The organism is Leucobacter japonicus (assembly GCF_001273855.1).
Taxonomy (GTDB): Bacteria; Actinomycetota; Actinomycetes; order Actinomycetales; family Microbacteriaceae; genus Leucobacter; species Leucobacter japonicus.
In genome coordinates this window covers 410,123-431,390 of record NZ_JHBX01000108.1, presented here as the reverse complement: position 1 = coordinate 431,390, position 21,268 = coordinate 410,123, and the positions used below count along the sequence as shown (strand labels likewise).

Here is a 21,268-nt window from a genome sequence, read left to right as displayed (position 1 = left end):
ATGCAACGGGCGTCGACCCGGAGTAGGCTGGGCGAAGACCAGGAACCGCCACGAACTGGAGGCATCATGAAAGGCAAGATCGCATTCGTTCTCGGCGCAGCTGTGGGCTATGTTCTCGGGAGTCGAGCAGGGCGCGAGCGCTACGAGCAGATCAAGCGGGGGGCCGAGCAAGTGTGGCAGACCGCGCCGGTACAGCGTGGCGTCGACGCCGTCAAAGACGCGACGCGCGGCACGGTTGAAAATCTCAAGGATTCCGCGCTCCGTGCCGGAAAGAACGCGTTCACCGCGCTGGTGAATCAGCAGGACCGTCGCTCGGACGCCGCAACCCCGTCAGCGCGAACCGCGTCACCCGCTGGCCGGACGGCCGACCGGGCCGCCGCGACCACCGCGAATCCGCGCGGGGCAACGGCCACGTCGCTGAATGGCGACAGCGGCGCGGCAGATACCGCAGATACCGCCGACGAGGCGCGCGCATGAGTCGCAAACGTCGGGATGAAGCCGGCACCTTTGAACTGCTGAGTCGTCTGCCGCAGCAGATCGTCGGCCTGGCGCAGGTCGAGTACCAGAACGCCAAGCGCGAGATCGTCTCGAAGGCGAAGAAGGCCGGCATCGGCGCCGGTGCCATCGTCATCGCGCTCTTCTTCGTCTTCTTCATGCTCGAGGCACTCGTGATCGCGGCGATCGCGGCACTCGCGCTCGTGTGGCCGTGGTGGCTCGCCGCGCTCGTCGTCGCAGCAGGGCTGCTTGTGCTCGCGGCGCTCGCGATTCTGGCGGGAATCACGCTCATCAAGCGCGGCAACCCGGTGCCCGAAGAAACACTCGATCGCGTCGGGGGAGACATCTCTGCAATGGGCGAGGTGCGTATTAACGCCGAACCCCCGGTACCGCCGCAGCAGCACCGCGCCTCGCGCATGCCTCGCGTCGGAGAAGAAGGGAACTGGCGATGAGCCACGAAGAGAAGCTGCAGGGCGTCGCAGACGCGGCACAGGCGCGCGCAGAGCTCTACGACACGCTCTCGCAACTGAAGGTCCGTCTGAACTACGCGCAGCGCGTCGACGACGCCGTGGACGACGCAAAGCAGCGCATCGTTGCCGAGAAGCGACGCAATCCGCTCGCATTCGCCGCAGGCGTGGCGGGCGTCGCAGTGATCGCCGGCCTGACCGTCTGGGGCATCGCCACGGTGGTCGCGAAGAAGCTCCGTTGAGCCTTCGCAGGGCGAGCGAGACCGACTGAACGCAGGTCACAGTTCGGTTGCGTTCGTCGGTGCAGATGCCGTCATTTTGCTTCCTCGCGGCGGCAAGGTAAGAATAGGGTCAACGGAATTCCGTGAAGGGCCAGGCCGCAGTCTCCGGTAGATTGATGTGTCGGCCATTTTTATTGGTGTCGAGTGAGTGGGGTGTATGTCTGCTGAGGCAAAGCCGCTCAGTGGTCTTCGGGTGCTCGTTCCTCGGGGCGGAACCTGGGGCGATCTGGTCTCGAGGGCTCTCCGTGAGCAGGGAGCACACACGGTGATCGCGCCGCTCGTCGACTTCGCGCACACGAGCGAAGAAGACAAGCTGGTCGATGCGCTCAAAGAGCTCGAGGCGGGAAGCTTCGACTGGATGACAGCGACGAGCTCCACCGTCGCCGACGTGCTCAAGCATCACAACGCAGTGATTCACCCCGACACGAAAGTCGCCATCGTCGGTGAAGCCACCGCCGTCGCGTTCACGGACGCCGGGTACCCGATCACCCGCACGCCGAGCGAAGAGAACAGCACGTACGCACTGCTCGACGAGTGGAGCGAGATCAACACCGACGAGGTGCTGAAAGTACTCACCCTGCGCTCGGACGTCGCTGTTCCTGTGCTCACCGAAGGCCTCACCCAACGGGGTCACGACGTAACACAGGTGCTGGCATTCCGCACGGTCGGCGTGCCCGCATCGGTGCACATTCGAGAAGACATCGAGTCGGGCCGCATCAACGCGCTGCTCGTCGCGTCGGCGAAGATCGCCGAAGAGGTCGCATCGCAGTTCCCGGACATCCCCGAGAATACGATCGTCGCCTGCGTCGGCGTCAACACGCTCGAGGTCGCCGCGGCTCTGGGGCTTCCGGCCGACGCGAACGACCCCTCGCACCCGGTGTACGCCCCGAAGCGCGCACTGATCGAGACGGTCGAATCGGTGATCGACCAGAGCGACATGCTGGATTGAGCTGATGGCCAGAGTCGAGGTACACCCGGATCGCGTGATCATTCGGCTGACCGCGTCCGAGAAGATCGCGGCGATGCGCCGACGAGATATCGAACTCGATCGCACCGCGATCACCTCTGCCATCGTCACCGATGACCCCTGGGTCTGGGTACGCGGAGTGCGTGCACCGGGCGCATCACTCCCCGGAACACTTGCCGCCGGTACCTGGCGCAACTTCACTGGCCGAGACTTCGTGCTCGCCCGACGCGGACGCAAAGCCGTCGTCATTGATTTCGAGACGCCCGAAGGCGCTGACGAAGATCACGGCTGGCACGGCGAATTCGACCACTTTTCGCGGGTCATCGTGTCGACCGTGCACGCCGGCGAATTGATTCAGGCCCTGCGCCTCGACGGCGGCGCGACCGCGGTCGACGCCGGCGCCTGACACAGGGCCCGAACTTCGTCTTAGTCGCGCACGAGCACCAGCGACTCGAGATCGATGCGCGTGCGCGGAGCGACCTCGCGCTCACGGAGCACCTCTGACAGGTCATCGGCGGAGCCGATCTTGCCGACGACGCTGATCGACACGGGGAGCTGGCGATCCTCCAAGCCGAACGCGGCGCGAATCGCATCGCGATCGAACCCGCCGAGCTGGTGCACGTGCACGCCTTCCGCGGTCGCCTGCACGCTCAGGTGAGCAACGGCCTGACCGAGATCGTACTCCGCCCACGGGCGAGCGTTGCCCTCGGCATCGGCAGTCTCGGCGATATTCACGATGAACGCCGCTGCGCTGCCGGCCCACTGGCGGTTGAACCCGGCGAGAGTCTCGGTGATGCGCTCGAAGTTCTCACTGCCGCGGCGGGCCACGATGAAGCGCCAGGGCTGCGAGTTGTTCGCGCTCGGTGCCCATCGGGCCGCCTCGAGCAGACCGCGAAGAGCCCCCTCGGGGAAGGCGTGGGTGGCGTCGAAGGCGCGGGGGCTCCAGCGCTCGGCGAGGTGTTCGATGACGGGGGCGCTGGTCTGGGCGGTGCGCGGGCTCACGGGAGACTCCTTGGATCGTGCGATTGTTTCCGACTCAGCAGAACGCCTCGCCGTGACGCGGTATTCCCCAGCGCGAAATGTTGCACTCAGTGCGAGCCGAGAAGCCACGCGATCGCGGCGATGATGGGCAGTGACGCGAACGTCGTGAGGAAGACGATATCGCGGACCATCGTTTCGCCCTGGCGATACGTGGCCGCGTAGTTGTAGATGTTCTGGGCGGTGGGCAGCGCTGCGATGATGGTCGCGACGAAGACCTCGTGGTCGCCGAGCCCGAAGGCCTTCGCGAGCCCCCAGGCGATGACTGGCATCAGTACGAGCTTGAGGGCCGAAGCGGCGAAAACTGCTCCACGACCGGTGCCGGGCTGCAGTGCGCGCTGCCCGCGCAGCGAGATGCCGAAACTCAGGAGCACCATCGGGATGGCGGCGTTGCCGAGCATTTCGAGCGGTGCCGCGACGATGTCGGGAACCCCCCACCCGCAGAGGGCGAAGATCAAACCGAGCATCGAGGCGATGATGATGGGGTTCGAGGCAGCTCGCCCCAGCGCGGCGGCAGCACCCCGCATGGCTCCGCCGCGCTGGGCGCGGGGCGGCTCAGTGCCGGCGGCGGCGTCGCCGTCGAACAACTCGCCGCGCCGACCCCGGCGCGTGGTTTCGAGCATCGAGAGAATCGTCGGGGCGAAGAAGATCAGCTGCACGAGAATGAGCGGTGCGACGTAGGCGGCGTCGCCCAGAATGTACACGGCGACCGGGAGTCCGAGGTTGTTGGCGTTGACGTACCCCGCCCCCGCAGCCCCCAGCGTGGTGCTCGCGAGGTCGCGACGAAACCACAAGCGCGACGACACGACGAACAGTGCGGCCACGATGAGTGCGGCGAGTGTAGTGATCAAGATCACCGGTGAGAGCACGATGGCCGGGTCGCTGGTGCGCAGCACGGTGAAGAGCAGCGCGGGTGTCGCGACGAAGAAGGCAACGTTGTTGAGCACGCGTCGCTGTTCGCCCTTGACGACGCCGAAGAGGGCGGTGAGGTAGCCGGCTCCGATCACTCCGAGAATGAGCGCGAATCCCTGCAGTACCCCGAACATTCAGCTCCCTCCCGCTCCTTTCATCCTAGGGGCGGTGCGAGCGGTGGCGTCGCGACGGTGTCAAGCGCCGTAGCAGCCTCCTCGAGCACGACCCGGGTGAGCCCGTCGAGTACGGGGGAGTCGAGCTTCCATCGCTGCCAGTAGAGCGGCATGAGGATCGGCCGATCTCCGAGGGCGACGAGCCTGCCGTCGGCGAGACCTGCCGCGCATTGCAGCTCGGGGAGCATGCCCCAGCCCATGCCGAGTTCGATCGCGAGCGCAAACTCGGCGGAGGAGGGGATGAAATGCTTCGGCGGGTCGATGCGGCTGCGGGTGACGCGGCGGATGAACCGTTGTTGAAAGGCATCGTGCCGGTCGAACTCCAACATGGGTGCCGTCGCAAGTGCGTGCGCGGTGACCCCCTCGCTGAAGTGGGTCGCAACGAACTCGGGGCTTGCGACCGCTCGGTAGTGGTCGGTGCCGACACGCGTCGAGGTGCAGCCCGGAACCGCTTCGGCGGTGGCGGTGAGCGCGGCCACCGCGCCGCCGCTGCGCAAGCGCTCGGTGGAGATCGTCTCATCGGCGCGCAGCACCTCGAAGGTGGCGCCCGTTTCGCGGGCGGCGCGCGCGAGTGCCGGCACGAACCACGTGGCGAGCGAATCGGCGTTGACGACGATGGGAATGAGTACGGCACTGCGGTCGGCGCCGTGCTGACCGAGCTCATTCGCAACATCTGCGGCGATGCGATGCATCTGGCGTGCGGCGCGCAGCACTACGGCGCCAGAGGGGGTAACTGAGACCGGTCGGGTGCGGGCGATCAGCACGGTGCCGACGCGCTGCTCCATCGCGCGTACCCGCTGGCTGATGGCGGAGGGCGTCACGTGCAGGCGACGAGCGGCGCCCTCGAAGCTCCCCTCGTCGATGATCGCGGCGAAGGTCTCGAGGTGCTCGATGGGGAAGTCCACATGGCTACCTTAAGCACAGCTCATGCAACTGAAGAAGATTGAGGGGCGCTGAAGTGGCGCGCAGGCGTCGGCGAGCTCTACCGTCGGAGCGTGATCATTCCATTTCTCGTCGGTGCCGGCAGCGGACTCTCGCTCATCGTGGCGATCGGTGCGCAGAACGCGTTCGTGCTGCGCCAGGGCATTCGGCGCGAGCACGTGCTGCCCGTCGTGCTCATCTGCGGGCTGGCCGACGCGGTGCTCGAGACACTGGGCGTGGCCGGCATCGGCTTCGTCGTGCAGCGCGCGCCGATCCTGCTCGAAATCGTGCGCTGGGGCGGCGTCGCATTTCTGCTCTGGTACGCGTGGTCGGCCGCTCGGCGGGCGATGCGCCCCGAAGCGCTGCTCGCGAGTGAGGGCGAATCCACCACACTGCGCCGCACAGTGCTCGCCTGCCTGGCGATCACGCTGCTGAACCCGCACGTGTACCTCGACACGATGGTGCTCATGGGCACCATCGGCAACGCGCAGGGCGATCCGGATCGCTGGTGGTTCGTGCTGGGTGGCGCGATTGCGAGCCTGTGCTGGTTCTTCCTGCTCGGGTACGGGGCCCGCCTGTTGACCCGGTTCTTCGCGAGTCCGAGATCCTGGCGCATCCTCGACGGGATCGTCGCGGTGACGATGCTGGTGATCGCAGCGCGCCTCATCTTCGGCGGCATCGCGCACTGACCGCGCAGCGCACGGACCGCGCCCGCTTCAGCCTTCGGGCGGAGCGGGGACGAGCCGGTACAGCACTTCGGGCCGACCGCGCTTGCCGTACCGGTGGGCCAAATCGATCGCGCCGATATCGACGAGGTAGTCGAGGTAGCGCCGCGCGGTGGGGCGCGAAATCTGGCACTGCGCCGCGAGTTCGACCGCGGAGATCGGGGTGACCGGATCAAGTGCATCGAGAACGGACTCCAGCGTCACCTCGGAGATGCCCTTGGGCAGCGACGGCGCTGCGCGACCTCGGTCGATTTCGGCGGGCGAAGGCAGGGTGATCCGGCCCGTCGACTGCAGCCGATCGATCTCGCCCTGCGCCAGCGCGAGTTCCCGCGCGCCCCCGGCATCGGTGCGTCGTTCGCTGCGGTACGCGGCGAGACGCGCCTGCAGCGCCTCTTCGGTGAACGGTTTCACGAGGTACCCGGCGACGTGCGCGGCGAGCGCCTGGCGCACCGTGACCTGATCGCGGGAGGAGCTGATCACGAGCACATCGGGCGACGCCTCGTGCAGGGTGCGCAGACGATTCAGCACCTCGATGCCGCTGATATCGGGGAGGCGCATGTCGAGCAGCACCAGATCGACATCGCCGCGCAGACCGTGCTGCACCGCGGCGCGACCCGTTCCCACGGTCGCGGTCACGACGAACCCCGGAGCGCCGGCGACGTACCGGCTGTGCAGCATGCGCGCGCCCGGATCGTCGTCGACGATCAGCACGCGCAGCGGGGGCGCGGCAGTGCTCACGTGCCCACCTCCAACTCGAACCGGAAACGGGCGCCGCCGAGGTCGGAGCGCCCGAGCTCGATCATGCCACCCCGGTCGGCGATCGTGCGGCGCACGAGGTCGAGACCGATGCCGCGCCCGAAGCCCGTCGCGTCGAGCTTCGACGAGAACCCGCGCGCGAACACCCGGTCTGCGGCGGCGGGGCCGATGCCCGGGCCGTCGTCGGCGACCTCCCCGTGGAATGCGCCGTCGCGTTCGATGAGCGCGCACCGCACTCGCGTGGCGCCGGCCTCGCCGGCATTGCGACAGAGGTTGGCAAGCACGAGCACGACGCCCTCATCGACATCCGACTCGACCTCGATCGCGGTTTCGAGTGCTGCGCCGAGGCCGCCCAACTCGGCGCGCAGCGCATCGAGCGTGGCGCGGAGCAGCGGAGGCTCGGTCGTGGCGCCGGTGGTGCCCGCATCGACAGGAGCGGTGCGGTCGATGTAGGCGAGCGCGTCTGCGGTGTCGCCGTGCGAGACGAGGCCGTGAATGACGTGCAGGCGGGTGTGGAACTCGTGCGTCTGCTCGCGGAGCGCCGCAGCGGTGCGACGGGCGCTCTCGGCTTCGAGCGCGATCGCATCGAGCCGACGGAATCGCCGCTCGAGCAGCGCGGCGAGCAGGGAACTGGCGACCGTGCCGACGAGCAGCGCGCCGAGCGCCCAGGGCAGCAGTTGCCGGAGCGCGGCGTCGAAGTCAGCGGAGATGCGCGACTCCAAGATGCCGACGGAGAGGGAGCCCACGACGGCGCCGGAATCATCGCGCACCGGCACCTTCGCGCGGAGGGTGCGGCCGATCGTGCCCTCTTGGGTGCCGAGAAACTCCTCGCCGTCGAGCACATCATCGAGTGGCGTCGAGACTTCTCCGCCGCGCATGGCGGGGTTCGGGTGCGTGATGCGCAGCCCGCGGTTGTCGGTAATGACGAGGTAGTCGACCCCTGCTGCCTCCTCGACGACGTCGGCGAGCGGTTGCAGTTCGCGGGTCGCCGCGGTGAGATCGTCGCCCGTGTGGTCGAGTACGCCCCGCACCTGGTCGAGCTGAGCGAGGCTCGTCGCGACATCGCGCACACGATCCGCGGTCGCCTCGCGGATGCTGGTCTCCTGCACCGAGATCGCGATGCTCGCGGTGACTCCGACGCCGGCGAGCACGAGCAGGGTCGGCAGAGCGAGGATCGCGACGCGCGCCCACCGAGAGGTCGCCCAGCGTGGAGAGGCGCTGCGTGCAGCCACTCCCGGCGATCCTCCCGTGCTCATCACCGCAGGGCGCCTCACACGTCGAGCGACTCGCCGTCGGCGAGCGTGAGCAGCTCCTTGCCGGTGAGCTGCTGGGTGAAGCGCGCGAACGACCCGCGGCCGAGGTCGCTGAGCATCATGTCGTGGATCTGGATGGTGCGCTTCGGTGCGACGGCGCGGACGAAGTCGATGAGCTGCTCCATCTTCGTCCAGGGCCCCGAGCTCGGAGCGAGCAGCGTGGCGACGCGCGCCTCGGGCACGACGTAGGAGTCGCCCGGGTGGTAGACCGCGTCGGCGCCGGTAGCGTCGCTCGTGATGAGATAGCCCACGTTACTCATGAGCGGAATGTCGGGGTGGATCACCGCGTGTGTGCCACCCACGACGTCGACGGTGAAGCCGCCCGCGTCGAACTGATCGCCGGGCTCGACCGGCGTGACCTGGCCACCATGCGACCCGAGTGCGGCGACCACGCTCTCGGGCGCCCAGACCCGCAGCTCGGGGCGGGTGACGAGCGCAGCCTGCAGCAATGCGGGGTCGAAGTGATCGGGGTGGTCGTGCGTGATGAGCACGGCATCGGTTGCAGCGATGAGCTCGCCCGCGTTGGCGGTGAACGTGCCCGGGTCCAGCAGCAGCGAGCGGCTGCCGTCGACGAGCGCGATCGTGGCGTGAGCATGTTTGGTGAGGCGCATGGCGCACACTCTACAACTCCGCCATCTGGCTCGCGTGAGCATCTATGAGCACAAAGCCGGTCGCGCGCCTCGGCGCTCGCGCCCGGTGGCATCGTGGTGCAGTCGGCGCGGCACAACGGAGTCCGCGCGAAGGGAAGCACATGACAGAGAAACCGCAAGGACGCACCCGTCGCACGGTGCTCCGCGTCGTGGGCGGCGCCATCGCCGCCTCGGCCATCGGAGTCGCCGCCTTCGGATCGATCAGTTCGGCCGCACTCGGCAGCGACATCCACTCGTCGCTCACCATCATCGCCCCGGCGGCTGCGGGCGGTGGCTGGGACACCGTTGCGCGCGAGATGCAGCAGGCGCAGCGCGCCAACGGCCTGAGCGCCAACGTGCAGGTCGTCAACATGCCGGGCGCCGGCGGCACTATCGCGCTCGGCAACCTCTCGCTGCTCGAGGGCCAGGCGAACACCATGCTTGTCGGTGGCACCGGGCTGCTCGCCGCCACCATCCAGTACGGCTCGGCCGCGACCCTCGACGATGTCACCTCGCTCGCAGTCGTGTTCGAAGAGTACGACGTGATCGTCGTGCCCGCCGACTCTCCCTACGAAACGCTCGACGACCTCGTCGAAGCGTGGAAGGCCGACCCGAAGTCGATTCCGTGGACGGGCGGCGGATCCTTCGATCAGCTCGTCGTGACCGATCTCGCGCTCGCCGCAGGCATCGACCCCGTCGACACGACCTACATCTCGTCGGACGGCGGAGGCGAGGCCGTGGCGGCGCTGCTCAACGGAACGGCGAAAGCGGCGACCGGCGGCTACCCCGACAACATCGACCAGATCGAGTCGGGTCGCCTGCGCGCGCTCGCCATCGTCGCCGAGGAGCCCGTCGACGGCATCGACATTCCGACCGCACGGGAGCAGGGCTACGACATCACGCTCGCGAACTGGCGCATGCTCGCGGCACCCGCGGGGCTCACCGACGAGGAGACCGCGGGGCTCACCGAACTCGTCGAAGACACGCTCGCGACCGACGAGTGGGCCGAAGCGGTCGAGCGCTACCACTGGACCGACCAAGTGATCACCGGCGACGAGTTGGAGTCGTTCCTCGTCGAGGAACGCGACCGCATCGCCCGCCTGTACGAGGAGATGGGGCAATGACGCCTTCGAGCAACCCGACCGCGATGTCCGCGGTCGTCGGCGAGGAGATCCGGCTGGGCGCCGGTGACGGCCGCACCGCGGAACTGCTGAAACAGCTCATCATGCCTGCGTTGCTGGTGGCCTTCGCGGCCTACCTGGGCTACGGCATGCTCACGATGCGCGTGCCCGAGGGCACCGCCTTTCCCGGCCCGCGCTTCTTCCCCGCCATCATCGCGGGCGGCCTCGTGCTCTTCGCGATCCTGCTCGTGCTGTCGGCGCTGAAGCAGCGGCGCGCCGCCGATGCCGAGCGCGCCGCGGCGACCCGCGACCTCGGCGACTTCGAGCTGCTGAGCATGGAGCACGAGACCGCCGCGGGCGGCGTCTCTGAGGGGCTCGCGGGGGTGGACGCCGGTGACGGGGTCGCAGCCCCGACGCGCGCGGTGAAGCTCGACTGGCGATCCCTCGCCTGGATCGTGGGCTCGTTTCTCGCGTTCGCCCTACTGCTCGATGTGCTCGGCTGGATCATCGGCGCCGGGCTGCTCTTCTGGTGTGTGGCGCGCGGCTTCGGGTCGCAGAAGCCCATCGCCAGTCTCGTCACCGGCCTCACCGTGAGCTCGCTGGCCTACATCGCGTTCGACATGGCGCTCGGCATGTCGCTGCCCTCGGGCATTCTGGGTGGGGGGTTCTGATCATGGAGTCACTGCAACTTCTCATGGAGGGCTTCGCCGGAGCCCTCACCTGGCAAAACCTCGTCTGGGTGCTCGTCGGCTGCCTGCTCGGCACCGCCGTCGGCGTCATGCCAGGCCTCGGCTCGTCGATGGCGGTGGCCCTGCTGCTGCCCGTCACGTTCTCGCTCGAGCCCACCGCCGCGTTCATCATGTTCGCGGGTGTTTACTTCGGCGGCCTCTTCGGCGACTCGACCATGGGCATCCTCATGAACACCCCGGGCCAAGCGTCCGCGATCGCGTCGACGTTCGAAGGCCACAAGATGGCGCTCAACGGCAAAGCGGCGCAGGCGCTCGCGACGGCCGCCATCGGCGCGTTCATCGGCGGCTTCATCGCGTCGATCCTCGTCGTGTTCCTCGCACCCGCGCTCGCCGACTTCTCGTCGAGCTTCGGGCCTGCCGAGTTCTTCGCCCTCGCCGTGTTCGCCTTCGCGGCGACCTCCTCGGTGGTCACCGACAACGCGGTCAAGGGCCTCGCCGCCCTGTTCATCGGGCTCGGGATCGCGGTCATTGGCGTCGACGGCGCGTCTGGGGCGCCGCGCTTCACGCTCGACTCGCCCTTCCTCTTCGACGGCGTCTCGCTTGTCACCGTGACCGTCGCGGTGCTCGCCCTCGGCGAGGTCATCTACGTCGCCTGCCTCGAACGGCACATGAGCGACAAGTCTCTCATTCGCCCCAAGGGTCGGCCGTGGCTGTCGAAGGCCGAGTTCAAGGAGGCCGCGCCCGCGTGGCTGCGCGGCACCGCGATCGGTCTGCCCTTCGGCGTCGTGCCGGCCGGCGGCTCGGAGATCCCGACCTTCCTCGCCTACGGCCTCGAGAAGCGCCTCGATCAGCGCCGCAAGTCGCCCCGCTTCGGGACGGGCGCCATTCGCGGCCTCGCCGCCCCCGAAGCGGCCGGCAACTCGACCACCGGCATGGCGATGGGCGCCCTGCTCGCGCTCGGCCTGCCGATCTCCGCGACAGCCGCGATCATGCTCGCCGCCTTCCGCCAGTACGGGCTGCAGCCCGGACCGCTGCTCTTCGAGCGCGCGCCCGACCTCGTGTGGGTGCTGCTCGCCAGCTTCTTCATCGCGATGATCGTGCTGCTCATCTTGAACCTGCCGTTCGCGATGCTGTGGGCCAAACTGCTGCTGATTCCGCGCCCGTACCTGTACGCCGGCATCACGCTGTTCTGCGCGCTCGGCATCTACGCAACGTCTGGCTCGGTCTTCGACCTCATCATGCTGCTCGGCATCGGCATCGTCGGGTTCCTGATGCGCGCGCTCGACTTCCCGCTCGCACCGCTCATCATCGGCATGGTGCTCGGGCCGCTCGCCGAGACCAGCCTGCGCGACGCCGCGATGAGCGCCAACGGCGACTTCTCCGTGCTGGTGCAGGGGCCGATCGCCCTCACGCTGTACGCGCTGCTGCTCGCCGTGCTGGTGTTCGCGGTGCGCGGGCGGATCGTGGGTCGGCGCCGGGCGAAGGCGGCGGCGGCTGCTGCTGCTGCGCGGGAGACTGTCGAGGCGTAAGCGCTTGCTGGGGTCACCTTGGCCCAGATCGCGGAGATTCAGGAAATCGCGGACCGTATTCTGCAGAACGGTCCGCGATTTCCTGAATCTCCGCGACGTGGAGTCGTGCGGCTATCGTCACCCGACGCGAACTGAAGCGAGTTGATCGGCAAATCTCTCACCGAAGCGGGGCCGGGTGCCGGATCACCCGGCGGATACCGGCCGGGCCGTCTCCCGTGGAGCGCCGACCTCTGCCACCGTATGGCCGGTGCACGGGGCACTCGTGACACTGGCCCGCTCGATCCGCGCGAGCGAGAACCAGCGCATCGCGTCGCGCAATCGGCACCAGCCGATGAGATACCACTGGCCGCCCGTGGAGGCGAAGAGCACGGGCTCGACGTCGCGGTGGGTCGTGGCCCCATCTCCGGCGGTGTAGCGGATGCGGGCCACACGCTGCTCGGCCATCGCCTGCTCCAGTGCCGAACGCACGGCGCGTGATGCGGGGACCGCGGCGTCGACCCAGACTCTCCCGGCGAGCTCATCGGCCCGCGCGCGGGTGCGGGGGTCGAGCGCATCCACGATCTTCGCGATGCCCGCTGCCGCGAGGTCGGCGTACGGCGCATCACGCGCGGCCGACACCGCGGCGAGCAGCGCGACCGCCTGGGTGGGCGACAGGGTGATCGGAGGCAGCGTCGATCCCGGTGCCAGGCCGTAGCCTCCGCCGGGGCCCGGCCGAGACCACAGGGGTGCGCCGCTGCGCTCAAGCGTGACGAGATCGCGCTTGACGGTGCGCACGGACACGCTGAATTCGCGTGCGAGGCGCTCCGCGGTGACGCCGCGCGATCCGGCGCGATGCAGCATCTCTGAGAGCGCATGGAGGCGCTCAGACCGTTTCATTGCTTGCGGCCCGCCGCAATGCGCGCGAAATTCATGACATAAATAGTGACACACTGATGCCTGGGGTGGCCCGCAGAGTAGAGGCATGCACACGACACCACACACCTCGCCCATGATTCTGATTGCCGGACACTGGCTCGGCTCATGGGCCTGGGACGACGTTCTCGCCCACCTCGAGACCTCGCGCCGCCCCGTCGCCGCGCTGACGCTGCCCGGGCTCGACCCAGCCGACCCGCACCGCGAGAGCCGTTCCCTCGACGACCAGGCGGTCGCGATTGTGCACGAGATGGAGCGGCTGGGGGTCGCCGTGGACCGCCCCGCGATCCTCGTCGCCCACAGCGGAGCGAACGGGCCCGTGAGTCTCGTGCTCGATCGGGCCCCCGAGCTAGTGCGGCGCATTGTGTGGGTCGATTCGGGGCCGGTGGCCTCCGGCAGTGCGTTCGCGCCGGATCTGCCCGACGGACTGAACGCGTTGCCGCTGCCGCCGTTCGACGCGCTGGGGCAGCAGGCGAGCCTGGAGGGGCTCGGCGAAGCGGTGCTCGAACGGTTCCGAGAGCGTGCGGTCGCCGAACCCGGGCCGGTGCTGCGGGCACCCGTCGTGCTCACCAACGACGCGCGGCGACGGGTGGCGACGACGCTCGTGTGCTGCTCGATCTCGGTGGAGCAAGTGCTGCAGCTCGCGCGCGACGGGCACCCGATGTTCGCGGAGGTTGCCGAGCTGTCGCACGTCGACGTCGTGGACCTGCCGACCGGGCACTGGCCGATGTGGAGTCGTGCGCGTGAGCTTGCCGCGGTGCTTGAGGCGGAGGCTGCGCGGGTGACTGTCGAGGTGTAAGAGCTTGCTGGGGGCACCTTGCCCAGATAGCGGAGATTCAGGAAATCGCGGACCGTTTTCTGCGGAACGGTCCGCGATTTCCTGAATCTCCGCTCATCGGAGTGGCGCGGCTATCGTCACCCGACGCGAACTGAAGCGCTGCAGCAATTGATCGGCAACGCTCGGTGTCGGTGGCCGCCCATAAGATTGCAGGTATGCCAATTTCTGCTCAAGACCGCACATATCTCGACCTCGCCATCGAACAGGCGCAGATCGGTTGGGACGAGGGCGGAGTGCCCATCGGTGCCGCGCTCGTGCGGCACGGGGCAGACGGCGACGAGGTGCTGGCGGTCGGCCGCAACCGCCGCGTGCAGATGGGCAGCGTGATTCGTCACGGCGAAACCGACTGTCTCGAGAACGCCGGGCGCCTGCCGGCGAGCGTCTACCGCGAGTGCACGCTCTACACGACGCTGTCGCCCTGCACGATGTGCGCGGGCACGGCCATGCTCTATGACATCCCGCGTATCGTGATCGGCGAGAACCGCAGCTTCGAAGCGTCCGAGTCATGGCTCGTCAGCAATGGCACCGAACTCGTGATCGCCGACGATGCGACCTGCATCGGGCTCATGGACCGCATGATGAGCGAGCGCCCCGAGGTGTGGGCCGAAGACATCGGGGTCGAGACGAGCGAGCTCGCCGGCGGCGCTGCCGCTGCGACCGCCGATGCGATCGACGCCGAGGGCGGCCGATGAGCGGGGAGCGCACTGAGCGCATCGCCGATCCGGCGCCAGCGACCGCCGAAGCTCACGCCGCTGAAGCCGTCATCGACCGCGATTACCCGGTCACCCCGGTGCCGCTGCACGCGCGCAAGGGATTCTTCTCGCTCGTCGTCGTGCTGCTCGGCTTCACCATCTTCACGCCGACCATGCTCGCGGGTGCAGCGCTCGGGCAGTCGTTCGCGCTGAACGATCTGCTCATCGTCATCTTGCTCGGGTCGACCGTGCTCGGCGCATATGTCGCGGTGCTGGGGTGGATCGGCGCTCGCACGGGGCTCACCACCGTGGTCATGGCGCGCTACACGCTCGGCACTCGGGGAGCGAAGCTCGCGTCGATCTTGCTCGGGGGCACCCAGATCGGTTGGTACGGCGTCGTCATCGGCACCATCGGCGAGCTCACCACGCAGGCGTTCGGCTGGGAGAGCTTCGCCGCGAAGGCCGCCGTGATGATCGTGGTCAGCGCGCTCATGTGCGCCACCGCCGTGTACGGCTACCGTGGCATGTACTGGGTGTCGCTCATCTCGACGCCGCTCATCTTGATCCTGGCGTTCTGGGTGATGTTCCGCTCGCTCGAAGAAGTAGGCGGGTGGGCCGGCCTCGCCGCCGTGCAGCCCGACGCCTCCATGCCGATCGCAGTCGCCGTGACCGCGGTCGTCGGCACCTTCGTCTCCGCGGGCACGCAGGCTCCCAACTGGACCCGCTTCGGGCGCTCGGGGCGCCAAGCCATGCTCGCGTGCATCATCGGCTTCCTCATCGGCAACGGCCTCATGATCTTCTTCGGCGCGATCGGCGCCATCACCTTCGGCGAAGGCGACTTCGTGCTCGTGCTCTTCAACCTCGGGCTCGTCGGTTGGGGGCTCTTCCTGCTCTTCGGCAACCTCTGGAAGTCGAACGCCGATGCGGCGTACTCCTTCGGCGTCGCCGGCGCAGAGCTGTTCTCGAAGCCCAGCAAGACGCGCTTCGTCATCATCGGGTCGATCATCGGCACCGTGCTGGCGCTCTTCGGGGTGAACGAGCACCTACCGCAGTACCTCGGGCTGCTCGGCACGTTCATTCCGCCGCTCGGCGGCGTCATCATCGGCGACTATCTCGCGCGCTGGCGCTCGACCCAGATGCCGCAGGGCGAGTCACTGCCGCGCGCGAACTGGGTCAACCTCGGCGTGTACGCGGTGTCGTGCGCGCTCGCATGGGTCGCCGGCGAATTCGGGATCGGCATCCCGCCGATCATCGGCGTCGTCGCGGCGCTGATTCTGTCGGTCGGCCTGGCACGGCTGTCGCCCCGCCGCATCGGGTAGGGCTGGCCTGCCGCCAGGCTATTGCTGTGCCGCCGCCCGGTGCCCAGTTGCTGCTACGCCGCCGTGCCGCCGCCTCGGTGAGAGATTCGGCTTCGGTGGGAGATTTTGGGGGATTCGGGCTCACCGAAGCCGAATCTCTCACCGAAGCGGCGGGCGGGCGGGCAAGCGGCAGGCAGGCGCCGGGCGGCTACGCGCCCCTGAGTGCGGCAAGCAGCGCGTCGACGTCGGCCTCGGTCGTGTCGAACGCGCACATGAGGCGATAGAGCCCCGGCTGCGTCGGCCACGCCCCGAATGCGAACTGCGCCTGTGCCCGCGCGGCGACCTCAGCGGGGAGCTCTGCGAACACGGCGTTGGATTCGACGGGCTGGGCGATCCGGAACCCGGGCACGGTGCCCTCGAGCGCACGGAGGCCAGCCGCGAGGCGCTGCGCCAGCTCGTTCGCGCGAGACGCCGACCGCAGCCAGAGATCGCCCTCGTAGAGTGCGACGAGCTGCGCCGAGATGAACCGCATCTTCGAGGCGAGCTGCAGGTCGATCTTGCGCAAGAACGGGATGCCTGAGGCGGCACCCGGGCGCAGCACGACGATGGCCTCGGCTCCGAGCAAGCCGTTCTTCGTGCCGCCGAGGCTGAGCAGGTCGACGCCGGCCTCGGTGGTGAGGGCGCCGAGCGTCGTGCCGAGATGGGCGGCGGCGTTGGCGAGGCGCGATCCGTCGACGTGCAGCACCATGCCGAGCTCGTGCGCCTGATCGGCGAGCGCGCGGATCTCGTCGGCGGTGTAGACCGTGCCGAGTTCGGTGACCTGCGAGATCGAGACGGCGAGCGGCTGTGAGCGGTGCTCGCTGCCGTAGCCCCAGGCCTCGCGCGCCACGAGCTCGGTGGTGAGCTTGCCATCGGGGGTGTCGACGCCGAAGAGCTTGAGCCCGCCGGTCTTCTCGGGGGCGCCGGCCTCGTCCGTGTTGATGTGGGCGGTGCGCGCACAGATCACGGCGCCCCAGCGAGGCAGCGCCGCCTGCAGAGCGAGCACGTTCGCGCCCGTGCCGTTGAACACCGGAAACGCCTCGGCATCGGCGCCGAAGTGCTGCCGCGCGACCTCCTGGAAGCGTGCCGTGTACGGGTCGCCGCCGTAGGCCGCCACGTGGCCCGCGTTCGCCCGCGCGATCGCCTCGATCACCTCGGGGTGCGCGCCCGACCAGTTGTCGGAGGCGAAGGCACGTGACGCCTCGGAGTCGGTGGATTCGGTGGTGGCGGCGGCGTGCTGGCTCATGGGTTCAGCCTACGACTCGGGGGCTGTGGTGCTGGTGGGCGGAAGGTCGGCGCGGGGAGGCTTCGCAGCGGCGTTTCGTCGCGACGGAGCAATTGCGTCAATCGGAGGGGAAACCGGGGGGAAAGCCCGCACGACGGAATTTTTCCGGTGCGACGGGAGGGGACCCGGCTCAGAGCTCGGGGCGGGGTCCACCGATCGGTGGACCCCCGAATCAGTCGAACGGTCGTTCCGGGGCGCCTCGCTGCGCGGCAGGCTGGAAGCATGAACGAGAGAACCGGATCCGCCGTCAGCGTGCGCGGCCTCACGAAGCACTACGGAGACCGCGTCGTGCTCGACGGCGTCGACCTCGACATCGCTCGCGGCGAGACGTACGCGCTGCTCGGCCCGAACGGGGCGGGCAAGAGCACCACCATCGAGGTGCTCGAGGGGGTGCGCAAGGCGACGCGAGGTGAGGTGCGCGTGCTCGACGAACACCCGCTCGGCGCGCCGCGCAGTTGGCGGTCGCGGATCGGCATCGTCGCCCAGTCGACGGGTGATCTGGGGCCGTACACGCCGCGCGAGCTCATCACGCATTTCGCGGCCCTGTACCCGAACCCGCGGGGAGTCGACGAGGTGCTCGATCTCGTGGGGCTCACCGAACACGCCAAGACGCGTGCGACGAAGCTGTCGGGCGGCCAGCAGCGGCGACTCGATGTGGCGCTCGGCATCGTCGGGCGACCTGAACTCGTCTTCCTCGACGAGCCGACGACGGGCTTCGACCCCGAGGCGCGACGCCAGTTCTGGGCGATGCTCGAAGGCTTGACCGTGGAGGGAGCCGCGGTGCTGCTCACCACGCACTACCTCGACGAGGCCGAATACCTGGCGGATCGCGTGGGCGTGCTGTCGGGTGGGCGTATCGTGGCCGAGGCGACCCCCGATCAACTCGGCGGGGCAGATGCACGCACGCCGATCGTGACGTGGCGTGATGCCGCGGGGGTGCGCCACGAAGAGCGCACGGCGGCGCCGGGGCTGCTCGTCGAGCGGCTGGTGCGCGAAGCACGTGAAATCGGGGTCGCGACGGGACCCGCGGAGCTCGAAGTGCGTCGGCCGGCGCTCGAAGACATCTATCTGGAACTGATCGGCGCGAACGGAGCGGAACGATGAGCACGAACGACACGACGGCGCAGGGCGCTCACGCCACAGCTCGCTCAGGCCCCGACGCGGGCACCCCCTCGGCGACCGGGGGTCGGGGCCCAGGGGTCCTGCGCGCCGGCATCGCCAACATCGGCTTCGAGCTGCGCGGCTACTTCCGCACTCCCGACGCCGTCTTCTTCACCTTCCTGTTTCCACTCGTCATGCTCGGCATCTTCGGGGTGGCGTTCCAGTCGGCGGGCGACGTCGGCACCCTGCCCGATGGCACGGGCGGCGTGACGATGGCGGCGTACTACCTGCCAGGCATGGCCGCCGCGGGGCTCCTGCTCATCGGCGTGCAGAACCTCGCCACCGACATCGCGCGCGAGCGCAGCGACGGCTGGTTGCGCAGACTCGGCGGCACCCCGCTCTCGCCCGTGAGCTACTTCATCGGCAAGATCGGCATGATCCTCGTCACCGCGCTGGCGCAATTCGCGTTGCTCGCCGCGTTCGCGGTCGTCGCATTCCAGGTCGAACTGCCCACCGACCCCGAACTGTGGCTGCGTTTCGCCTGGCTGTTCGGGTTCGGGATCATCGCCATGGCCCTGCTCGGCGTCGCGCTGTCGGCCCTGCCGCGCTCGTCGCGCAGCGCAACCGCCGTGATTCTGCCGATCGTGTTGCTGCTGCAGTTCATCTCGGGGGTGTATCTGCAGTTCTCGATGCTGCCCGATTGGTTGCAGCAGGTGGCCGGTCTGTTCCCGCTGAAGTGGCTGGCGCAGGGTATGCGATCCGTGTTCTTGCCCGATCACTTCAAGCTGCAGGAACTCGGCGAATCGTGGGATCTGGGACTCGTCGCACTGAATCTGGGCATCTGGCTGGTGGTTGGTCTCGTGCTGAGCCTCGTCACGTTCAGATGGCAGCGCCGGTCGTGAGCGCCGGTCGTGAGCGCCGGTCGTGAGAGAGTGAACGCATGACGGTTCCGGAGGCTCCCACCGCCGCAGAGGCGCATCCGCTGCGGTGGTGGGATGCGGGGGTAGCCCTGACGCTCGTTGTGATGGCGGGCGCCGGAATCATGGGGCTGTCTCCGGCGGCTGAGCTCACGGCGACCGAGCTGGTGCTGACGTTCGGTGCCCTGGTCGCGATCGCGCTCTGGTATGCCGCGGTCGGCCGCGCTGCGCTGCGCCGGGCGATCCGCGATGCGCCGGCGAGCGCCGGCGACACCGTGTTTCTCGTCGGGCTCGTCGTGCTGATGGGCATTGCGACGGCAATCGTGCCGTCATACGCGACACTGCAGGCGATCGGCTACCCGATCATCTGGACCATCGCGCGAAGCTACCGCTGGGCAGTGCTCTGGTGCGCGGTGCTGGCGGTGTCGCTCGGCTTCGGTTTCGTGCGCTTCGGCTTGTCGGTCGGCGGCGGAAGCAGCATCGGCGCGGCAGTCGCGGTGCAGGCGGTCTCATTCGTTTTCGCAGTAGCGATGGGCACCTGGATCACGCGCATCTTCGCCGCGGGGGAGCGGCACCGCGAGGTCGCCGAAGCCTTGCGCCGCTCGCAGCGCGAAGTGGCCTCGCTCTCCGAGGCCGCGGGAGCGGCGGCGGAGCGAGAGCGGCTCTCGCGCGACCTGCACGACACCCTCACGCAGACGCTGACGGGATTGGTCATGCTCAGCGAGCAGGCGGATCGGGCGCTCGCCGCCGGCAATGCCGTCGTGGCGCGGGATCGGCTCGACCGCGTGCGCTCTGCGGCGCGGGATTCGTTGCAAGAGGCGCGTGCACTGGTCGCGACGACGCAGCCGCTGGGCGATGGTGGGTTGGAAGCGGCGCTCGAGCGTACCGCTGCACGATTGCGGGCCGACACCGATCTCGAGGTGCGGTGCGAATACTCGATGTCGGGCGGCGTCGCTCTCGACCGTGAGCAGCAGGTCATGCTGCTGCGCGCCGCTCAAGAGGGGCTCTCGAATGCTCGCAAGCATGCCCGGGCAGCCTCGGTGCAGGTGACGCTGGTGCGCATCGACGCGGAAGCGGTGCTGCGGGTCGACGACGACGGGGTCGGGCCGGCTCCAGAAAGTGCGGACGGTGCCGACGTCGGCGGCTACGGGCTGACCGGGCTGGCCGATCGCTTCCGCGGCGCGGGAGGATCCGTGTGCTTCGGCGCGGGCCCGAAGCGCGGGGCTCGTCTCGAAGCACGGCTGCCGATCGCTGGTGCTGGTGCTGGTGCCGGTGCTGGTACTGGTGCTGCTGCCGACGCCGGAGTTGGCATTGGCACCGCCGCCGGCTCGGTGCCAAGCACCGCGCTCACACCCACGTCAGACACGCGTGAGTCACGGGAGGCCCAGTGATGGTGCGGATACTGGTCGTCGACGATCACCCCATCGTGCGGTCGGGGATCTCAGGCTTGCTCGCCACGGAGCCCGATTTCGTCGTCGTGGGCGAGGCATCCTCGGGTGAGGAGGCACTCGCTCTGGTCGCCGAGGCCGCACCCGACGTGGTGCTGATGGATCTGCGGATGCCGGGCATGGGCGGGGTCGAAGCGACGCGTCGTCTGGTGCATCTCGCTGACGCGGCGCCACGGGTGCTCGTCTTCACGACGTATGAGGAGGACGATCAGATTCTGGCCGCGATCGAAGCCGGGGCGAACGGATACCTTGTGAAGGCGGCACCCGCTGAGGAGCTCGCGGCCGGGGTGCGCGCGGTGGCAGCGGGGCAGACCGTATTGGCCCCGTCGATCGCCGCGCAGCTGGTGCTGCGCGCAGCGGGCGGAGCGCCGGGCAACGCGGGTGCGCCGATTCGGTTGACGCCCCGAGAGACCGAGATTCTGCGTCTCGTAGCCGAGGGGCTCAGCAACCCCGCAATCGCTGGTCGATTGTTCATCGGCGAATCCACGGTGAAGACCCACCTGCTGCGGGTGTACGAGAAGCTTGGCGTATCTGATCGCACGCGGGCGGTCACCCGCGCGATGGAGCTTCGCCTCATCTGAGGCGGGCGCGCGGGAGGGCGGCCGACGCCCGGTTGTCCCCACATTGTCCCTGAGCACGCACTCGGCGCTGTGAGTAATTACACCCGTGTAATTCACATGCTGTGATGGGTCAACAAGCCCGGAATGATGCGGATCTCGACG

Annotated in this window: 24 protein-coding genes; 16 read left to right on the top strand and 8 right to left on the bottom strand. The window is 68.7% G+C overall.

Annotated features, from left to right (window positions below):
- The first annotated feature begins 66 nt into the window (after nucleotides 1-66).
- From AMS67_RS18015 to AMS67_RS11305, 5 genes are all read left to right on the top strand, one after another.
- On the top strand, nucleotides 67-477 hold the full coding sequence (locus AMS67_RS18015) for a hypothetical protein (protein WP_053387429.1): 411 nt from the start codon (nucleotides 67-69) through the stop codon (nucleotides 475-477).
- A complete protein-coding gene (locus AMS67_RS11320; protein ID WP_053387428.1) occupies nucleotides 474-947 on the top strand; it encodes a phage holin family protein in 474 nt (157 codons plus the stop codon). Before AMS67_RS18015 ends, AMS67_RS11320 begins: the two co-directional genes overlap by 4 nt.
- Entirely contained in the window at nucleotides 944-1,204 is a 261-nt protein-coding gene (locus AMS67_RS11315) for a DUF3618 domain-containing protein (protein WP_053351219.1), read from the top strand. The genes AMS67_RS11320 and AMS67_RS11315 overlap by 4 nt, the downstream gene beginning before the upstream one ends.
- 196 nt (nucleotides 1,205-1,400) lie before the next feature.
- Nucleotides 1,401-2,192 carry a uroporphyrinogen-III synthase gene (locus AMS67_RS11310; protein WP_053387427.1) on the top strand — a complete coding sequence of 264 codons (792 nt, stop codon included), beginning with the start codon at nucleotides 1,401-1,403 and terminating at the stop codon, nucleotides 2,190-2,192.
- A 4-nt stretch (nucleotides 2,193-2,196) separates the two neighbouring features.
- Complete coding sequence (locus AMS67_RS11305; RefSeq protein WP_053351221.1) at nucleotides 2,197-2,616, top strand: hypothetical protein; 420 nt, start codon at nucleotides 2,197-2,199, stop codon at nucleotides 2,614-2,616.
- Nucleotides 2,617-2,636: 20 nt separating this feature from the next.
- On the opposite strand, the gene AMS67_RS11300 is transcribed toward AMS67_RS11305, so the two are convergent.
- From AMS67_RS11300 to AMS67_RS11290, 3 genes are all read right to left on the bottom strand, one after another.
- Nucleotides 2,637-3,212 carry a nitroreductase family protein gene (locus AMS67_RS11300; RefSeq protein ID WP_082305471.1) on the bottom strand — a complete coding sequence of 192 codons (576 nt, stop codon included), beginning with the start codon at nucleotides 3,210-3,212 and terminating at the stop codon, nucleotides 2,637-2,639.
- Between the two features lie 86 nt (nucleotides 3,213-3,298).
- A complete protein-coding gene (locus AMS67_RS11295) occupies nucleotides 3,299-4,294 on the bottom strand; it encodes an AEC family transporter (RefSeq protein ID WP_053387426.1) in 996 nt (331 codons plus the stop codon).
- A gap of 20 nt (nucleotides 4,295-4,314) precedes the next feature.
- Entirely contained in the window at nucleotides 4,315-5,238 is a 924-nt protein-coding gene (locus AMS67_RS11290; protein WP_053387425.1) for a LysR family transcriptional regulator ArgP, read from the bottom strand.
- A 90-nt stretch (nucleotides 5,239-5,328) separates the two neighbouring features.
- Between AMS67_RS11290 and lysE the strand changes: the two genes are divergently transcribed.
- Complete coding sequence (gene lysE, locus AMS67_RS11285) at nucleotides 5,329-5,943, top strand: L-lysine exporter (protein ID WP_053387424.1); 615 nt, start codon at nucleotides 5,329-5,331, stop codon at nucleotides 5,941-5,943.
- A gap of 27 nt (nucleotides 5,944-5,970) precedes the next feature.
- Here the strand turns inward: lysE and AMS67_RS11280 are convergent, their stop codons facing one another.
- Genes AMS67_RS11280 through AMS67_RS11270 form a run of 3 tightly spaced genes read right to left on the bottom strand, consistent with a single transcriptional unit; the run spans nucleotide 5,971 to nucleotide 8,659 of the window.
- Entirely contained in the window at nucleotides 5,971-6,717 is a 747-nt protein-coding gene (locus AMS67_RS11280) for a response regulator (protein WP_075201331.1), read from the bottom strand.
- Nucleotides 6,714-7,967, bottom strand: coding sequence for a sensor histidine kinase (locus AMS67_RS11275; RefSeq protein WP_241488056.1), 1,254 nt, complete (start codon nucleotides 7,965-7,967; stop codon nucleotides 6,714-6,716). Before AMS67_RS11275 ends, AMS67_RS11280 begins: the two co-directional genes overlap by 4 nt.
- Before the next feature lie 38 nt (nucleotides 7,968-8,005).
- Complete coding sequence (locus tag AMS67_RS11270) at nucleotides 8,006-8,659, bottom strand: MBL fold metallo-hydrolase (protein WP_053387423.1); 654 nt, start codon at nucleotides 8,657-8,659, stop codon at nucleotides 8,006-8,008.
- 140 nt (nucleotides 8,660-8,799) lie between these two features.
- Between AMS67_RS11270 and AMS67_RS11265 the strand changes: the two genes are divergently transcribed.
- From AMS67_RS11265 to AMS67_RS11255, 3 genes are read left to right on the top strand one after another with little or no spacing between them, the layout of a single operon-like run.
- Entirely contained in the window at nucleotides 8,800-9,801 is a 1,002-nt protein-coding gene (locus AMS67_RS11265) for a tripartite tricarboxylate transporter substrate binding protein (protein ID WP_053387422.1), read from the top strand.
- The gene (locus AMS67_RS11260) at nucleotides 9,798-10,469 is read left to right on the top strand and encodes a tripartite tricarboxylate transporter TctB family protein (protein WP_053387421.1); all 672 of its coding nucleotides are present in this window, start codon (nucleotides 9,798-9,800) and stop codon (nucleotides 10,467-10,469) included. The genes AMS67_RS11265 and AMS67_RS11260 overlap by 4 nt, the downstream gene beginning before the upstream one ends.
- Nucleotides 10,470-10,471: 2 nt before the next feature.
- The gene (locus AMS67_RS11255) at nucleotides 10,472-12,016 is read left to right on the top strand and encodes a tripartite tricarboxylate transporter permease (RefSeq protein WP_053387420.1); all 1,545 of its coding nucleotides are present in this window, start codon (nucleotides 10,472-10,474) and stop codon (nucleotides 12,014-12,016) included.
- 183 nt (nucleotides 12,017-12,199) lie between these two features.
- On the opposite strand, the gene AMS67_RS11250 is transcribed toward AMS67_RS11255, so the two are convergent.
- Nucleotides 12,200-12,892 (bottom strand): helix-turn-helix transcriptional regulator, encoded by a 693-nt coding sequence (locus tag AMS67_RS11250; protein ID WP_053387419.1) that lies wholly within the window; start codon nucleotides 12,890-12,892, stop codon nucleotides 12,200-12,202.
- Nucleotides 12,893-12,977: 85 nt separating this feature from the next.
- Here AMS67_RS11250 and AMS67_RS11245 point away from each other — a divergent pair, with 85 nt between their 5' ends.
- The 3 genes from AMS67_RS11245 (at nucleotide 12,978) to codB (ending at nucleotide 15,777) form a co-directional block, all read left to right on the top strand.
- Entirely contained in the window at nucleotides 12,978-13,727 is a 750-nt protein-coding gene (locus AMS67_RS11245; RefSeq protein WP_053387418.1) for an alpha/beta fold hydrolase, read from the top strand.
- Between the two features lie 194 nt (nucleotides 13,728-13,921).
- On the top strand, nucleotides 13,922-14,458 hold the full coding sequence (locus AMS67_RS11240) for a nucleoside deaminase (protein WP_053387417.1): 537 nt from the start codon (nucleotides 13,922-13,924) through the stop codon (nucleotides 14,456-14,458).
- Nucleotides 14,455-15,777 carry a cytosine permease gene (gene codB, locus AMS67_RS11235; RefSeq protein WP_053387416.1) on the top strand — a complete coding sequence of 441 codons (1,323 nt, stop codon included), beginning with the start codon at nucleotides 14,455-14,457 and terminating at the stop codon, nucleotides 15,775-15,777. Before AMS67_RS11240 ends, codB begins: the two co-directional genes overlap by 4 nt.
- A 187-nt stretch (nucleotides 15,778-15,964) precedes the next feature.
- Here codB and AMS67_RS11230 read toward each other — a convergent pair whose 3' ends face one another.
- Nucleotides 15,965-17,041, bottom strand: a complete 1,077-nt coding sequence (locus tag AMS67_RS11230) for a threonine aldolase family protein (protein WP_053387415.1) — start codon at nucleotides 17,039-17,041, stop codon at nucleotides 15,965-15,967.
- Nucleotides 17,042-17,302: 261 nt separating this feature from the next.
- On the opposite strand from AMS67_RS11230, the gene AMS67_RS11225 reads away from it, so the two are divergent.
- The 4 genes from AMS67_RS11225 to AMS67_RS11210 are packed head-to-tail and all read left to right on the top strand — an operon-like array spanning nucleotide 17,303 to nucleotide 21,127.
- Nucleotides 17,303-18,184 (top strand): ABC transporter ATP-binding protein, encoded by an 882-nt coding sequence (locus AMS67_RS11225; RefSeq protein WP_053387414.1) that lies wholly within the window; start codon nucleotides 17,303-17,305, stop codon nucleotides 18,182-18,184.
- A complete protein-coding gene (locus tag AMS67_RS11220; protein WP_082305469.1) occupies nucleotides 18,181-19,083 on the top strand; it encodes an ABC transporter permease in 903 nt (300 codons plus the stop codon). Before AMS67_RS11225 ends, AMS67_RS11220 begins: the two co-directional genes overlap by 4 nt.
- A 38-nt stretch (nucleotides 19,084-19,121) precedes the next feature.
- Nucleotides 19,122-20,489: a sensor histidine kinase gene (locus AMS67_RS11215; protein WP_075201330.1), complete on the top strand. Its 1,368-nt coding sequence runs from the start codon at nucleotides 19,122-19,124 to the stop codon at nucleotides 20,487-20,489.
- Nucleotides 20,489-21,127, top strand: coding sequence for a response regulator (locus AMS67_RS11210; RefSeq protein ID WP_053387413.1), 639 nt, complete (start codon nucleotides 20,489-20,491; stop codon nucleotides 21,125-21,127). The genes AMS67_RS11215 and AMS67_RS11210 overlap by 1 nt, the downstream gene beginning before the upstream one ends.
- Nucleotides 21,128-21,268: the final 141 nt, after the last annotated feature.